Source organism: Pseudomonas sp. HT11 (assembly GCF_044875395.1).
Taxonomy (GTDB): domain Bacteria; phylum Pseudomonadota; class Gammaproteobacteria; order Pseudomonadales; family Pseudomonadaceae; genus Aquipseudomonas.
Map to the genome: position 1 here is coordinate 5,105,184 of NZ_CP173217.1, position 15,322 is coordinate 5,120,505.

11 protein-coding genes and 2 tRNA genes are annotated in these 15,322 nt (G+C 60.5%); 7 read left to right on the forward strand and 6 right to left on the reverse strand.

Features of this window, described 5'->3' with window-relative positions:
- The first annotated feature begins 4 nt into the window (after positions 1-4).
- Entirely contained in the window at positions 5-958 is a 954-nt protein-coding gene (locus ABWL43_RS23635) for a hypothetical protein (RefSeq protein ID WP_404484714.1), read from the forward strand.
- Between the two features lie 130 nt (positions 959-1,088).
- On the opposite strand, the gene dinB is transcribed toward ABWL43_RS23635, so the two are convergent.
- The gene (gene dinB / locus ABWL43_RS23640; RefSeq protein WP_242199922.1) at positions 1,089-2,147 is read right to left on the reverse strand and encodes a DNA polymerase IV; all 1,059 of its coding nucleotides are present in this window, start codon (positions 2,145-2,147) and stop codon (positions 1,089-1,091) included.
- A 280-nt stretch (positions 2,148-2,427) separates the two neighbouring features.
- Between dinB and ABWL43_RS23645 the strand changes: the two genes are divergently transcribed.
- The 4 genes from ABWL43_RS23645 to ABWL43_RS23660 all read left to right on the forward strand — a co-directional run bounded on the left by ABWL43_RS23645 (position 2,428) and on the right by ABWL43_RS23660 (position 6,997).
- Positions 2,428-2,504 (forward strand) — tRNA-Met (locus tag ABWL43_RS23645).
- A gap of 208 nt (positions 2,505-2,712) precedes the next feature.
- A tRNA-Met gene (locus tag ABWL43_RS23650) sits at positions 2,713-2,789 on the forward strand.
- A 279-nt stretch (positions 2,790-3,068) separates the two neighbouring features.
- Positions 3,069-5,711 (forward strand): bifunctional lysylphosphatidylglycerol flippase/synthetase MprF, encoded by a 2,643-nt coding sequence (mprF, locus tag ABWL43_RS23655; RefSeq protein WP_145164127.1) that lies wholly within the window; start codon positions 3,069-3,071, stop codon positions 5,709-5,711.
- Positions 5,711-6,997, forward strand: coding sequence for a virulence factor family protein (locus ABWL43_RS23660; protein WP_106578320.1), 1,287 nt, complete (start codon positions 5,711-5,713; stop codon positions 6,995-6,997). The genes mprF and ABWL43_RS23660 overlap by 1 nt, the downstream gene beginning before the upstream one ends.
- A gap of 78 nt (positions 6,998-7,075) precedes the next feature.
- Here the strand turns inward: ABWL43_RS23660 and recJ are convergent, their stop codons facing one another.
- Positions 7,076-8,785, reverse strand: a complete 1,710-nt coding sequence (gene recJ / locus ABWL43_RS23665; RefSeq protein ID WP_145164129.1) for a single-stranded-DNA-specific exonuclease RecJ — start codon at positions 8,783-8,785, stop codon at positions 7,076-7,078.
- A gap of 173 nt (positions 8,786-8,958) precedes the next feature.
- Positions 8,959-9,501: a YaeQ family protein gene (locus ABWL43_RS23670; RefSeq protein WP_003193952.1), complete on the reverse strand. Its 543-nt coding sequence runs from the start codon at positions 9,499-9,501 to the stop codon at positions 8,959-8,961.
- Positions 9,502-9,649: 148 nt separating this feature from the next.
- On the opposite strand from ABWL43_RS23670, the gene ABWL43_RS23675 reads away from it, so the two are divergent.
- The gene (locus ABWL43_RS23675; protein ID WP_404484720.1) at positions 9,650-10,849 is read left to right on the forward strand and encodes a CaiB/BaiF CoA transferase family protein; all 1,200 of its coding nucleotides are present in this window, start codon (positions 9,650-9,652) and stop codon (positions 10,847-10,849) included.
- Positions 10,849-11,733: a TIGR02285 family protein gene (locus tag ABWL43_RS23680; protein WP_404484723.1), complete on the forward strand. Its 885-nt coding sequence runs from the start codon at positions 10,849-10,851 to the stop codon at positions 11,731-11,733. Before ABWL43_RS23675 ends, ABWL43_RS23680 begins: the two co-directional genes overlap by 1 nt.
- Positions 11,734-11,915: 182 nt before the next feature.
- Here ABWL43_RS23680 and ABWL43_RS23685 read toward each other — a convergent pair whose 3' ends face one another.
- From ABWL43_RS23685 to ABWL43_RS23695, 3 genes are all read right to left on the reverse strand, one after another.
- Positions 11,916-12,200, reverse strand: coding sequence for a DUF3509 domain-containing protein (locus ABWL43_RS23685; RefSeq protein WP_106578316.1), 285 nt, complete (start codon positions 12,198-12,200; stop codon positions 11,916-11,918).
- A 270-nt stretch (positions 12,201-12,470) separates the two neighbouring features.
- Positions 12,471-13,880 (reverse strand): threonine synthase, encoded by a 1,410-nt coding sequence (gene thrC, locus ABWL43_RS23690; RefSeq protein WP_119736873.1) that lies wholly within the window; start codon positions 13,878-13,880, stop codon positions 12,471-12,473.
- Positions 13,881-13,983: 103 nt separating this feature from the next.
- Entirely contained in the window at positions 13,984-15,288 is a 1,305-nt protein-coding gene (locus tag ABWL43_RS23695) for a homoserine dehydrogenase (RefSeq protein ID WP_106578313.1), read from the reverse strand.
- Positions 15,289-15,322: the final 34 nt, after the last annotated feature.

Here is a 15,322-nt window from a genome sequence, read left to right on the forward strand (position 1 = left end):
AGTCATGTTCAAGCGAAACACCAGAGCCCTGGGGGGCGCCGCCTTGTGCGGCGCCCTGCTGGTCAGCGGCTGCGCCAACCAGATGTCGCAACGCAGTGAGCACGAGGAGCGGGTCGAGCGCAAATTGCTCGACCACAGCCTGCAGATCGATGTAGGTGAACCCAAAGTGCTGGAACTGCCGCAACGCCGGGTTCGCATTCACGAGCAAAAGACCTTTGAGGTCACTGAATTCGAAGTCACCCGCCGTTACGATCGCTATACCCCCTACCAACCCTGGCGCAAACTCTACGAGATGCCCTTGGGCGCGGTCGCCCTGGTGGCTGGCGCGGGGGCCAACGTGGCGAACATCTTCGCCCTCGGCAACCTGCCGACCAGCATGACGCGTGACTGGCTGAGCTACGGCGTGGACGGCATCAACCCGTTCATGAACGTGCAATCCCACGGCCGTGCGCAACAGAACCTGGCCGGGATCGATGAAGTCCAGCGTGACAAGCGCACGGAGTATTCGAGCCTGCCCTGGAGCGAGCGCCCGGTACAGGTCACCGCCGGCAAGCAGACCCATGAGCTGACCACCGACCGCGACGGCGTGCTGCGCCTGAACCTGTTGGACAGCCCGTTTGCCGAGCAGGACCTGAACCGCGTCACGACCTTGAAGATCAGCGTGGAAGATGGCCAGGACGACGTGCACTCGGACTCCTCCCTGGCGATCAGCAACACCCTGCGCGGCAAGTTGCTGGAAGCCCATGGACTGATCTACGACGACCTCGAAGACGACGAAGTCAACCAGTGGGTGCACCGGGTCAAGCGCCTGTCGGAGTTGGGCCTTGAGGAAGAAGCCAGTGAGCTGGAACAGAGCCTGATCGAACTGACCCGCAATGATCCCGAGTTGCAGCAGGAGTTTGTGCAGGCGCTGACCAAGGATGCGGGGCGGTTGGTGGCGGACCCTGGGGCACGCTAGGACCTCAGGGCAGGTAAAGATCTAAATGTGGGAGCGGGCTTGCTCGCGAAAGCGATGTATCAGTGATGAATGTATCGACTGACACGGCGCCTTCGCGAGCAAGCCCGCTCCCACATTTGGCTCCCGGTTTTTACCAGGGAAACTGCAGCTGTTCGTTACCGCTGCTCAGATCCAGCAACCGCACCCCAATCCCCAGCAACCGCACCGGCTTGCCGCCGCGATTGAACGCCTGGGTCAACAGCTGTTGATAACTCTCCAGATCTCGCCCTGCCCCTGCCTGCTCCAGAGTGGTTTGGGTGAAGTCGTGAAACTTCACTTTGACGAACGGCTTGCCCGCGCGATAGCTGCTGTCGATGCGCGCCATGCGCCCGGCCAGGGTTTCCATCAGCTCGGGCAGTTTCGCCAGGCAACTTGAGAGATCCGGCAAGTCCACGTCGTAGGTATTTTCCACACTGATGGATTGCCGACGGCTGTCGTTCTGCACCACGCGGTCATCAATCCCACGAGCCAGGCTCCAGAGCCGCTCGCCGAAACTGCCGAATTCACGCACCAGCGCCAGCTTGTTCCACTCACGCAATTGCAGGCAGTCTGCAATCCCCAGGCGCGCCAGCTTATCGGCGGTGACCTTGCCAACGCCGTGCAACTTGTTCACCGGCAACTGGGAGACGAAGTCTTCGACCTGATCCGGGGTGATCACAAACAGGCCGTTGGGTTTTTTCCAGTCGCTGGCGATCTTGGCCAGAAACTTGTTCGGCGCAACGCCGGCGGACACTGTGATGTGCAGTTGGTTGGAGACCCGGCGACGAATGTCTTGAGCGATGCGGGTGGCACTGCCGCCAAAGTGCGGGCTGTCAGAGACGTCCAGGTAGGCTTCGTCCAGCGACAGTGGCTCGATCAGGTCGGTGTAATCGCGAAAGATCGTCTGGATTTCTTTCGACGCTTCCTTATAGGCGTCCATGCGCGGCTTGACGATGGTCAGGTCCGGGCACAGCTTCAAGGCGTGGCGCGATGACATGGCCGAACGCACCCCATAAGCCCGCGCCTCATAGTTGCAGGTGGCGATCACCCCCCTTCTGTCCGCCGAGCCGCCGACCGCGAGGGGCTTTTGTGCCAGGCTCGGATCGTCGCGCATCTCGATGGCGGCGTAGAAGCAATCACAGTCGACGTGGATGATTTTGCGCTGCGTCATATAAACAGAGGGTGTAATCCAACGGGCGGCCAGTATCGCATTCACCCCTGTATATAGCACCAGTAGTTTGAATCTTCCGCTTCAGCGGTAGGAAATTTCACTGATGAATTTATTTTCTCAATCGAAATTCGCCTGCCAATAGAGCTGAAACCCTCGGCCACACTGGCCTCGCGCCCTTCCAAGGCTTGCCTTGGAGAGCTAACCGATTGAACCACAAGCGCTTTTCTTCGATTCACAGGTTGACACACTCGCGTTCCTCTGTAGAATGCCGACACACAGACGCGGGATGGAGCAGTCTGGTAGCTCGTCGGGCTCATAACCCGAAGGTCGTCGGTTCAAATCCGGCTCCCGCAACCAAACATCAAAAAAGGCTACTCGAAAGAGTGGCCTTTTTTGTGCGTGCTTGTTTTGCATGTGTACGCAAATTGTAAGACAGAAAAATCTTTGTCCGTCGCGTACTTACCGCACGTGGTCGGGGTGAAAGACGCTAATTCACACTAATTTGACCCATCGACCCATTAACGGTTGACACCTCGGCGTTGGGCTGTAGAATGCCGCCCACAGACGCGGGATGGAGCAGTCTGGTAGCTCGTCGGGCTCATAACCCGAAGGTCGTCGGTTCAAATCCGGCTCCCGCAACCAAACATCAAAAAAGGCTACTCGAAAGAGTGGCCTTTTTTGTATCTGACGAAAAAGTTCTTCTGAAACAATGGCATGGCATCTTTCATGAAACCGTACACGGTTTGTAGAGTCCATCTCATTGCAAGCTATGCTGAATGCTCAAGCATTACCCTCTACGACCAATGGCCGCAGTCGCCGCACCCGGCGATACGCGTTAATATTTGTAATTATTTTGTCCATAGGGATTGGTAACTTGGCTGGATACCTCCATCCTGTCGCGCACAATCCACGAGGTGATTGATGCGCGCCAACTCGTCTGAACCACAAGACACCGTCACAGCGACACAACCGATCACACCCACCCGCTTGCGTTGGCTGGATCTGTTGAGCAAATACCGTCAGCCGATCGGGCTGGCCGTTACCCTGTTGCTGTTCGCAATCGCCCTGATCGCCTGCCGACACTTACTGCTGGAACTGGACCTGTATGCGCTCCACGACTCGATCCTGGAAGTGCCCAGACCCGCCCTGCTGGGTGCGTTCGCGGCGGCCATCGCCGGTTTCATCATTCTGCTGGGTTATGAATTCTCCGGCGCACGCTATGCCGGGGTAAAACTGCCGGCCAAGACCCTGGCGCTGGGTGGCTTCACTGCCTTTGCCATCGGCAACGCCATTGGCTTGTCGATGCTCTCCGGCGGGTCTGTGCGTTACCGTTTATATGCACGCCACGGTATCGGAGCTTCGGAAGTGGCGCACATGACCGTGTTCGCCAGCCTGGCCCTTGGTACGGCGCTGCCGCCACTGGCAGCACTGGCCACACTGAGTAACCTGCCGGCGGCATCGACCTACCTGCACCTGTCGCAAGGCGTGCTCGGTGGTATTGCCGGTGCAGTGCTGCTGCTGTCCGCCGCGCTGTGCATCGGCATTTATCGCCGTCGCCTGCCAGAGCAACCTTATCCAGACAACCTGCTGGTCAAGGCGGGGCGTCGTACCCTGCGCCTGCCGGGCCGGCGCCTGACGTTCCTGCAACTGATCATCACCGCGCTGGACGTAGCCGCTGCCGCCACCGTCCTTTATATGCTGCTGCCGGAAGCGCCGCCGTTCGGCCCCTTCCTGCTGGTGTACCTGCTGGCCCTGGCCGCCGGCGTACTCAGCCATGTGCCAGGCGGTGTTGGCGTGTTCGAAGCGATTCTGCTCGCGGCATTTGCCGACAAGCTTGGCGCCGCGCCATTGGCTGCCGCCCTGCTGCTATACCGCATGATTTATGTGGTGCTGCCGCTGCTGATCGCCTGCGTGTTCCTGCTGGTCAACGAGGCCCAGCGCCTGTTCCAGACGCAGCAAAGCCTGCGGGTTGCCTCTGGCCTGGCCGCGCCGGTGTTGGCCGTGCTGGTTTTTTTGTCCGGCGTGGTCCTGCTGTTTTCCGGCGCAACGCCGGAAATCGACTCACGCCTGGAAAACATCGGCTTCCTGATTCCCCACCGCCTGATTGACGCCTCGCACTTCGGTGCCAGCTTGATCGGCGTGCTGTGCCTGTTGCTCGCCCAGGGCTTGCGTCGGCGTTTGTCGGCCGCCTGGATGCTGACCATGGTGTTGCTGCTCACCGGCGCCCTGCTCTCACTGCTTAAAGGCTTCGACTGGGAAGAAGCCAGCCTGATGATCATGACCGCCGTGCTGCTGGCGATCTTCCGGCGCTCGTTCTACCGCGCCAGCCGCCTGACCGAGCTGCCATTTTCGCCGCTGTACCTGGTGGCCAGCGTCTGTGTGTTGGGCGCCTCGATCTGGCTGCTGCTGTTTGCCTATCAAGACGTGCCGTACAGCCACCAGCTGTGGTGGCAGTTCACCCTGGACGCCAACGCCCCACGCGGCCTGCGCTCGCTGCTGGGTGCAGCGGTGCTGTTGGTGATCGTCTCGCTGACCTGGCTGCTGCGCACCGCACGCCCGGTGATTCATCTGCCAACCCCGGACGAACTGGAACGCGCCACCAAGATCCTGATGGCCTCCTCACAGCCCGACGGAGGCCTGGCGCTGACCGGCGACAAGGCGCTGCTGTTCCACCCCAACGATGAAGCCTTCCTGATGTACGCCCGCCGCGGGCGCAGCCTGGTGGCCTTGTATGACCCGATCGGCCCGACCCAGCCGCGAGCCGAGATGATCTGGCAGTTCCGTGACCTGTGCGACATCCATCACGCGCGCCCGGTGTTTTACCAGGTACGCGCCGAGAACCTGCCGTACTACATGGACATCGGCCTGACCGCGATCAAGCTGGGCGAAGAAGCCCGCGTCGACCTGAAACGCTTTGACCTGGAAGCCAAGGGCAAAGAGATGAAGGACCTGCGCTACACCTGGAACCGTGGCACCCGGGACGGCCTGTCCCTGGAGATCTTCGAACCGGGCCAGGCGCCGATGGAAGAACTCAAAGTCATCTCCGATGCCTGGCTGACCGGCAAGAACGTGCGGGAAAAGGGCTTTTCCCTGGGCCGTTTCAGCGACGACTACCTCAAGCACTTTCGTATTGCGATTATTCGCTTCGAAGGGCGCCCGGTGGCCTTCGCCAACCTGCTCGAGACTTACAACCATGACCTGGCCAGTCTCGACCTGATGCGTGCGCACCCGGACGCGCCGAAGCTGACCATGGAATTCATGATGGTTGGCCTGATTCAACATTATAAGAACCACGACTACGCCCGATTCAGCCTGGGCATGGTGCCGTTGTCGGGCCTGCAACCACGCCGTGGCGCACCGCTGACCCAACGCCTGGGCTCGATGGTGTTCCGACGTGGCGAGCAACTGTATAACTTCCAAGGTTTGCGCCGCTTTAAAGACAAGTTCCAGCCTGACTGGGAACCCCGTTATATGGCCGTGCCCGCAGGACTTGATCCGCTGGTGGCACTGGCCGATACCGCCGCCCTGATTGCGGGCGGCTTGACTGGATTGGTGAAACGCTGATGATTCGACGCTCCTGGCGGTATGTATTGGCCTTTGTAGTGCTGCTCGCGCTGATCGCGGCGGGTGGCTTCTGGTACTGGAACCGCCCTGCCCCGCAACCGACCCTGGAACAACTGCCCCAGGCCGACGGTTCGGTGATGACCCGCGTGACGCCTAACGGCTCGGCAAAAGCCCGTGTGGCCGTGGCCGTGATGGCCGATGAAACCCTGACCGATAGCCAACTGATTGCCCTGAGCCAGGGCGGCTCCGCGCAAATCGTTCAAGTGATCCTGCCAAAGGATGACTGCAAGCTGCAGGAACAAGCGCTGCAAAGCGCCCTGGCCCAGCTCAAAGGCCCGGCGACGCTGGTCAGCGGCATCGGCCCTGGCGCAGCACTCGCCTGGCGCTGGCTGGCCACACAGAACGACGACAAGGCCAATGCTATCTCCGTCGGCTTCGCCCTGGTGCAGGAAGGCTGCAAGGACCCGCTGCCCAAGACCTCTGCCCATGGCAATTGGCTGGTGGCGTGGAACGACAACCCTGACGATGAAAGTGCCAGTTTCGTACGCGATACCCCGCGCGCGACGACCAGCATCAGCGACTACGACATCCACTACCCGCAAGTGCTGAACAACGAACTGCGCAAGCAACTGGTGGGTTCGGACAATGGCGGCCTGGCGATTCCCGTGGTGGAAGTACCGGCCGGTCAAGCCAAGGACACCGTTACCCTGTTCCTCTCCGGTGATGGCGGCTGGCGTGACCTGGACCGTGACGTCGCCGGTGAAATGGCCAAGATCGGTTACCCGGTCGTGGGCATCGACACCCTGCGCTACTACTGGCAGCACAAAACGCCCGAGCAAAGCGCCAAGGACCTCACCGAATTGATGCAGCACTACCGGCAGAAATGGGGCACCAAGCGCTTCGTGCTGACCGGTTATTCATTCGGCGCCGACGTACTGCCGGCGATCTACAACCGCATGCCGGAAAACGAACAGCAGCGCGTCGACGCAATCATCCTGCTGGCGTTCGCACGTACCGGCAGCTTTGAGATCGAAGTGGAAGGTTGGTTGGGCAACGCCGGCAAAGAAGCCGCGACGGGCCCGGAAATGGCCAAGCTGCCGGCTGACAAAGTGGTGTGCATCTACGGCGCCGAAGAAGTCGACGAGAGTGGCTGCACCGACAAGACCGCTGTTGGCGAAGCCGTGAAGCTGCCAGGCGGGCATCACTTTGACGAGAACTACCCAGCGCTGGCACAGCGCCTGGTGGATATCATCGTGAAGCATCAGGCCAAGGACAAAGCCGAGTAACTCCAGGTATTACATGGCTTAAAATGTGGGAGGGGGGCAAGCCCCCTCCCACATTTGTTTTTGCAGTGTTGTTTAGATTCAGCGCGGTTCGATGTGCGCAATCATCAACTGCACAGTTTCATTCCCACGAAACTCGTTCACGTCCAGCTTGTAGGCCAACTCGACCCAACGCACCGTCGGATTAGGCCAGACCTCACGGTCCACACCAAATGCAATGCCGTCCAGCTTCACCGACCCGCATTCGCTCTTGAGCACCACTTTGAGGTGCCGCTCACCGACCACGCGCTGCTCGACCAACTGAAACACACCGTGAAACAACGGCTCGGGAAAGTGCTGCCCCCACGGCCCGGCATGCCGCAATGCGCGCGCCAGTTCCAGGTGAAACTCTTCCACCGCCAGGGTGCCGTCCGACAGCAGCCGGCCCGTCAGGTCTTCTTCCCGCAGTTGGCGACGGACTTCAGCGTCAAAGGCTTCGGCAAACAGGGGGAAATTCGCCTCGGGCAAGGTCAAACCGGCCGCCATCGCGTGGCCGCCGTATTTGGTGATCAGGTTGGGATGCTGGCTGGCGACGACCGCCAGCGCATCACGGATGTGAAAACCCTGCACAGAGCGCCCTGAGCCCTTGAGCAGGCCGTCACCGGCATCGGCGAAGGCGATGGTCGGGCGGAAATACCGCTCCTTCATTCGCGACGCCAGAATACCGATCACGCCTTGGTGCCATTCCGGGTCGAACAGGCACAAACCGTAGGGCATCGATTCCACGGGCAAGTCCTTGAGCTGGGCGAGCGCTTCGCGCTGCATGCCCTGTTCGATGGATTTGCGGTCCTGGTTCATACCGTCCAGCTGCGCCGCCATTTCCCGCGCGGCGGCGAAGTCGGTGGTGAGCAGGCATTCGATGCCCAGGCTCATATCGTCCAGGCGCCCGGCGGCGTTCAAGCGCGGCCCGAGGATAAAACCAAGGTCGGTGGAGGTGATGCGCGCATGGTCGCGCTTGGCGACTTCAAGAATCGCCTTGATGCCCGGCCGCGCACGACCGGCGCGAATACGCTCCAGGCCCTGATGCACCAGGATGCGGTTGTTGGCGTCCAGCGGCACCACGTCGGCGACACTGCCCAGGGCCACCAGGTCGAGCAACTCGCCGATGTTCGGCTGAGGCGTGTTGGCGTACCAACCCAGGCTGCGCAGTCGCGCGCGCAAGGCCATCAGCACATAAAAGATCACGCCTACGCCGGCCAGCGCCTTGCTGGGAAATTCACAACCGGGCTGGTTCGGATTGACGATGGCATCTGCCGCCGGCAGCTCATCACCCGGCAAGTGGTGGTCGGTGACCAACACCTTCAACCCCGCCGCCTTGGCCGCCGCGACGCCTTCGACACTGGAAATGCCGTTGTCCACGGTGATCAGCAACTGCGGCTCGCGCTGCAGCGCCACCGCAACGATTTCCGGAGTCAGGCCATAGCCGTACTCGAAGCGGTTGGGCACCAGGTAGTCGACATGGGCCGCGCCGAGCAAACGCAGGCCCAGGGTGCCCACCGTGCTGGCAGTGGCGCCATCGGCGTCGAAGTCACCGACGATGAGGATGCGCTGGCGCTGCTCCAAGGCCGTCACCAGCAGGTCCACCGCCGCGTCGATGCCCTTGAGCTGCTGGTAGGGAATCAACCGCGCCAGGCTCTTGTCCAGCTCAGCTTCGGACTGCACCCCGCGTGCGGCGTAAAGACGGGTCAACAGCGGTGGCAATTCACCGAGAAACGGCAGGACAGCGGGCAACGGGCGAGGATCGATACGCATGGGGCGACGGAAGCTTCTCTTCTAGTACAACGGTTAAACAACAATGCTGAAAGCAACATGGATCAACTGTAGGAACCGGCTTTTGTGGGAGCGGGCTTGCTCGCGAATGCATCACCTCGGTATAGCTGAAAGACCGAGGTGTCTGCATCGCAGGCAAGCCAGCTCCCACAATTTCAACCGCGCTCGCCAACCAGCCATTGCAGTTGCACTTCGTGCTGGCCGCGATCGTCGGTCACAAAAATCGTGCCTTCACTGATCATCACGTCCCACTTGATCACGCGCGGCATGTCCTTGGCCAGGGTCTCGAGGACTTCCTGCGGCACGGCAGCGATGTGCACGTTCTTCAGGTTGTTGGCCACCGGCACCACTTTGCCTTCCCACACGCGCAAGCTGCCATAGGCCAGCAAACTGGTGCGCTCGGTACGGCGTGAACACCAGGTCAGGCGGTCGGCGTCAGGCTGGCCGACTTCGATCCAGTGCAGAACCCGATCATCCAGGCTTTTTTCCCACAGGGCTGGTTCGTCTACATCTGACAGGCCACGACCGAACGCCAGTTGCTCGTTGTACCAGAGGGCGTAGGCCAGCAGGCGCACGGTCATGCGCTCTTCGGTTTCCGATGGATGGCGGGCGATGGTCTGTTTGACGCTCTCATACACCGAGCGATCAAGGTCGGTGAGGTTGAGTTCGAATTTGTAGGTCGTGGACGGCTGGGCCATGAACGGGCTTCTAGAGACAGGGAAAGGCGGCCAGTCTAACCGATGGCGAGGTCAATCAACGAATACGGCGTTGCATCATCCTTATCCCTGGGCCGCTCGCCTATGTTAAAAGGCATCACACCACCGCCCCACGCTGCTAAGGATCCTCATGTCGTTTAATGCCAAACCGCTTGCCGGCCTGAAAGTCATCGAACTGGGCACCCTGATCGCCGGACCGTTTGCGTCACGTATCTGTGCCGAATTCGGGGCCGAGGTGATCAAGGTCGAATCCCCTGATGGCGGCGACCCACTGCGTAAATGGCGCAAGCTGTATGAGGGCACGTCGCTGTGGTGGTTTGTGCAGGCGCGCAACAAGAAGTCGCTGACGCTGAACCTCAAGCACCCGGATGGCCTGGCGATTCTCAAACAATTGCTGGCAGACGCCGACATCCTGATCGAAAACTTTCGCCCCGGGGTACTGGAAAAACTCGGTTTGAGCTGGGAAACCCTGCATGCCCTGAACCCGAAGCTGGTGATGGTACGGCTTTCAGGTTTTGGCCAGACCGGGCCAATGAAGGACCAGCCAGGGTTCGGCGCGGTGGGCGAATCCATGGGCGGTTTGCGCTATATCACCGGTTTCGAAGATCGCCCACCGGTACGCACCGGGATTTCCATCGGCGATTCGATAGCGGCCTTATGGGCGGTGATTGGTGCGCTGATGGCGCTGCGTCATCGCGAAGTCAACGGCGGGCTTGGCCAGGTGGTGGACGTGGCGCTGTATGAAGCTATCTTCGCGATGATGGAGAGCATGATCCCGGAGTTTGATGTGTTCGGGTTTATCCGCGAACGCACCGGCAACATCATGCCCGGCATCACGCCGTCTTCGATCCATACCAGCGCCGACGGCAAGCATGTGCAGATTGGGGCCAATGGCGATGCGATCTTCAAGCGCTTCATGTCGGCGATTGGGCGTGAGGACCTGGCCAACGATCCGACCTTGGCGAGCAATGATGGACGCGACAGCCGCCGTGACGAGCTGTATGGCGTGATCGACCGCTGGGTCAATTCGCTGCCTCTGGACCGAGTGGTCGAGCAGCTCAACCAGGCCGAGGTGCCCGCCAGCCGCATCTACAGCGCCGAAGACATGCTTGGCGACCCGCAGTTTCTGGCGCGGGAAATGTTCCTCAAGGCTCAGTTGCCGGGCGGCAAGGAGTTCAAAATGCCGGGGATCGTGCCCAAGCTGTCGGACACGCCCGGCAGTTGTGAATGGGTCGGGCCGCAGTTGGGCGAGCACAATAGCGAGGTGCTTAACCAATTGGGCTACGACACGGCGGCCATCGCCCGCTTGCGCGAGGGCGGCGCGATCTGATGGCTGGCCCGTGTAGACGCTGGTCCATTCCCCTGTGCTTTGTCGGCGCGATGTTCGGCGTATGGCCGCTCGCCGCGCGTGCCGAGGACAAGATAATCTGGTTGCTGCGCGACCTGCCGCCGCTGATCATCTTCGAGGGCCCACAGAAAGGCCAAGGGGCATTGGATCAATTGCTGCCAGTGCTCAGCGAGCGTCTGCCGCAATACCGACACACCGTGATGCACGTCAATCGCGCCCGCGGCATCCAGATGCTGCGCGCTGACTCCCTGACCTGCGATCCGTTACTGCTGTGGACGCCGGAACGCGCGAAGTACATTGTGTTTTCCGCCCAGGCGTTTGCGGTGGCGAGCAACGGCGTAGCCATTCGACGAAGCCAGCAGGCGGCAATGGCGCCCTTTATCGTCAATGAACAATTTGACCTGCAAGCCTTCCTCGACGCCCACAAAGCACGCATCGGCGCCACGGCCGAACGCAGTTACGGCCCCGTCATCGATGAACAGCTAAAAGGCGCCGATCCGCACATTCTGGCGCTGCATTACGGCAATGACGCCCTTGGCAGCCTGCTGCAAATGCAACGTCTTGGGCGGCTGGAGGCGGTGCTGGGCTACTGGCCGGAAATCCGCTATCACGCCACGCAACAGGGCATCGCCGCACGAGACCTGGTGTTTTATCCCATCAAGGGCTCAGCGCCTTATCAGCGTACGCATATCGGTTGCTCGGACACGCCTCAAGGCCGCCAGGCCATGGCACGTATCGACCAGGTATTACGCGACATCCCACAGGCGCAGCTACAGCAGTCCTACACGTCGTGGTTGGACCCGGTCACGCGTGAACAGTACTTGCGTGACAACCCTGATTTTTTCCAGGACTCACCAACCCCCTGAGGCATCACAGGGCAAATCGCAGGCAAAAAGAAACCCCGAAGAGTGGGGAGACACTTCGGGGTTAAACGTGGCCTACAAAGACCAGTACAACAAGCCACAAACACCGGAGCACAATGTTTGCTCTTGCTGTTACAAAATCTGACCGGCCATGCTGTAGGAAGTTTCCCTAGTTAAACAATTCTTCATGCAAGGGCGCCATTGCGGGTCTGGGCAGCGCTGCGCAAGGCCGCGATGACGGACGGTTCCAGACGCCCTTCGGCGATTTTCAGGTCGCGCAGCAGGCAATCCACCACATCCACCAGCACGCGTTTATCGGTCAATTGCGCGCGGTCGACTTCACGCTCCACAACGATGGCGCCGGCCGGGTTCTTCACGGTCACCAGGCACTCGTCTTGCACACCAGCGGTGGTCAATGTCACCTGATAAGGGCTCAGTGCTTCTTCGAGCAATAGGCTGATACTTTCCATCTCGATCACCACTCAATAGTTCGGGAACAATCGTTTCAACGGGAGCTGCATCTATCCTAAGTGACTGGTTATGACGTAGGAAAGTTCGCTTTATCGTCTTTATGGGGTCGTCAGGGAGTGACGTGAACCAGCATGCGCTTGCAACATGACAGGCAAAAAACGGCCGCACATAACTGCTTACGCAATGGTTGACCGTTTTGAGGTTCCCGAAACAAAAAACGCCGCTGCCCCAACGAAGGGAAAGCGGCGTTCGTGTCTACGCGGCTCGCCTTACAACGGCTTGCCACGGTTCCCGTGCTGGCTGACAAACGCCTGCACCGTCTTCAAGTCATTGGCCAGCACCGTGCAACGCTCTTCGCGTTCGAACAGGTCAGCCAAGTGCTCCGGCAATTCCAGCGCCTTGCCTACGCCCGCCTTCTCCACCGCTTCCGGGAACTTGACCGGGTGAGCCGTACCCAGAATGACCATCGGAATATCCAGGCTGCGACGGCATTCGCGCGCAGCCTTCACACCGATAGCGGTGTGCGGGTCCAGCAGCTCGCCGGTCTGGGCGTAGACCTCAGCGATGGTTTCGCAGGTCTGTGCGTCGTCCACCGCCAGGGAGTCGAACAGCTTGCGCGTTTCGGTCCAGCGCTCTTGGTCAACGCTGAAACCGCCACCGCTCTTGAAGCTGCTCATCAGCTCGGCCAGGGCGGCGCCATTGCGACCGTGCATGTCGAAGAGCAGGCGTTCGAAGTTCGACGACACCATGATGTCCATCGACGGCGACAGCGTGGCGTGCAGGGTTTCCTTGACGTACTGGTTGCCGCTCATGAAGCGGTGCAGGATGTCGTTGCGGTTGGTGGCGACGATCAGTTGGTTGATCGGCAGGCCCATGTTGCGCGCCAGGTAACCGGCGAAAATGTCGCCGAAGTTGCCGGTCGGCACCGAGAACGACACCGAACGCGCCGGGCCGCCCAACTGCAGGGCTGCGTGGAAGTAGTAGACGATCTGGGCCATGATCCGCGCCCAGTTGATCGAGTTCACGGCGACCAGGCGCGTGCCCTTGAGGAAGCTCTGGTCGGCGAAGCTGTTCTTGACCATTTCCTGGCAGTCATCGAAGTTGCCTTCGATGGCGATGTTGTGGATGTTCTCACCAAAAATGGTGGTCATCTGGCGACGCTGCACTTCCGACACGCGCTTGTGCGGGTGCAGGATGAAGATGTCGACGTTTTCACAGTGCTTGCAACCTTCAATGGCCGCCGAACCGGTATCACCGGAGGTCGCGCCAATGATCACCACGCGCTCGCCGCGTTTTTCCAACACGTAATCGAGCAGGCGACCGAGCAGCTGCAGGGCGAAGTCCTTGAACGCCAGGGTCGGGCCGTGGAACAGCTCAAGTACCCATTCGTTGCCATTGAGCTGACGCAATGGCGCGATGGCGCTGTGGGAAAACACGCCGTAGGTCTCTTCGAGGATCTTCTTGAAGTCCGCATCCGGAATGCTGCCGGTGACAAACGGGCGCATCACACGGAAGGCCAGCTCGTGGTACGGCAGGCCGGCCCACGAGGCGATTTCTTCCTGGGTGAAGCGTGGCAGGTTTTCCGGCACATACAGGCCGCCGTCCGTGGCAAGGCCTGCCAGCAAAACGTCTTCGAAATTCAGGGCCGGTGCCTGGCCGCGGGTGCTGATGTAACGCATAGGGGCAAACCTTCGGTTTGGGCTTCAAGCTTCAAGTAACAAGCTGCAAGTAACAGTGGATCTGCTTTTACTTGCAGCTTGCAGCTTGGCGCTTGCAGCTGAATTAATTTAGATGTTCGACGCGAATACGAACGACCGGCCCAACCACGCCCTGAAGAGCTTCGAGCGCCCGGATGGCATCGTTCATGTGCTGCTCGAGCACGCGGTGGGTCAGCAGGATCATCGGCACCTGGCCGTTTTGTTCCTCGACTTCCTTCTGCATGATCGACTCGATGTTGATGCCGCGCTCCGACAGGATGCTCGCCACCTGGGCCAACACGCCCGGATGATCCTGGGCCTGGATACGCAGGTAGTAGGCGCTTTCGCAGGCTTCGATCGGCAGGATCGGGTGGGCCGACAGCGAATCCGGCTGGAACGCCAGGTGCGGCACGCGATTCTCCGGGTCGCTGGTCATGGCGCGAACCACGTCAACCAGGTCGGCGATCACCGACGAAGCGGTCGGCTCCATGCCAGCGCCGGCGCCGTAGAACAGGGTCGAACCTGCCGCGTCACCGTTGACCATTACCGCGTTCATCACGCCGTTGACGTTGGCGATCAGGCGATCGGCCGGGATCAGCGTCGGGTGTACACGCAGCTCGATACCGGCCGGGGTGCTGCGCGCTACGCCCAAGTGCTTGATGCGGTAGCCCAAGGCTTCGGCGTAATTCACGTCGGCGGTGGTCAGCTTGGTGATGCCTTCGGTGTAAGCCTTGTCGAACTGCAGCGGGACGCCAAACGCGATGGACGCCAGGATGGTCAGCTTGTGCGCGGCGTCGATGCCTTCAACGTCGAAAGTCGGGTCGGCTTCGGCGTAACCCAGGGCTTGGGCTTCGGCCAGCACGTCTTCGAAGGTACGGCCCTTCTCGCGCATTTCGGTGAGGATGAAGTTACCGGTGCCGTTGATGATCCCGGCCACCCAGTTGATGCGGTTGGCGGACAGGCCTTCACGGATCGCCTTGATCACCGGGATGCCACCGGCCACGGCGGCTTCGAACGCCACGATCACGCCCTTTTCGCGCGCCTTGGCGAAGATCTCGTTGCCATGCACGGCAATCAGCGCCTTGTTGGCGGTGACCACGTGTTTACCGTTCTCAATGGCCAGCAGCACCAGATCACGGGCCACGGTGTAGCCGCCAACCAGCTCGATGACAATATCGATTTCAGGGTTGGTTGCCACGGCGAAGACATCGTTGGTAATCGCAATACCGGTCGTTTGGAACTGAGGCTTTGGCGTACGCGTGGCAATTTGTGCCACTTCAATCCCACGCCCTGCACGGCGGGAAATTTCTTCAGCATTACGCTGAAGTACGTTGAAGGTGCCGCCACCGACGGTCCCTAACCCACAGATGCCTACTTTGACCGGTTTCACTGAAGAACTCCCCATGAAACGGCCGACTCAAGGT

Excerpts from the sequence above, each read along its gene's own strand:
- ABWL43_RS23635 (WP_404484714.1), top strand. The coding sequence starts at position 5 with ATGTTCAAGCGAAACACCAGAGCCCTGGGGGGCGCCGCCTTGTGCGGC.
- dinB (WP_242199922.1), bottom strand. The coding sequence starts at position 2,147 with ATGACGCAGCGCAAAATCATCCACGTCGACTGTGATTGCTTCTACGCC.
- mprF (WP_145164127.1), top strand. The coding sequence starts at position 3,069 with ATGCGCGCCAACTCGTCTGAACCACAAGACACCGTCACAGCGACACAA.
- ABWL43_RS23660 (WP_106578320.1), top strand. The coding sequence starts at position 5,711 with ATGATTCGACGCTCCTGGCGGTATGTATTGGCCTTTGTAGTGCTGCTC.
- recJ (WP_145164129.1), bottom strand. The coding sequence starts at position 8,785 with ATGCGTATCGATCCTCGCCCGTTGCCCGCTGTCCTGCCGTTTCTCGGT.
- ABWL43_RS23670 (WP_003193952.1), bottom strand. The coding sequence starts at position 9,501 with ATGGCCCAGCCGTCCACGACCTACAAATTCGAACTCAACCTCACCGAC.
- ABWL43_RS23675 (WP_404484720.1), top strand. The coding sequence starts at position 9,650 with ATGTCGTTTAATGCCAAACCGCTTGCCGGCCTGAAAGTCATCGAACTG.
- ABWL43_RS23680 (WP_404484723.1), top strand. The coding sequence starts at position 10,849 with ATGGCTGGCCCGTGTAGACGCTGGTCCATTCCCCTGTGCTTTGTCGGC.
- ABWL43_RS23685 (WP_106578316.1), bottom strand. The coding sequence starts at position 12,200 with ATGGAAAGTATCAGCCTATTGCTCGAAGAAGCACTGAGCCCTTATCAG.
- thrC (WP_119736873.1), bottom strand. The coding sequence starts at position 13,880 with ATGCGTTACATCAGCACCCGCGGCCAGGCACCGGCCCTGAATTTCGAA.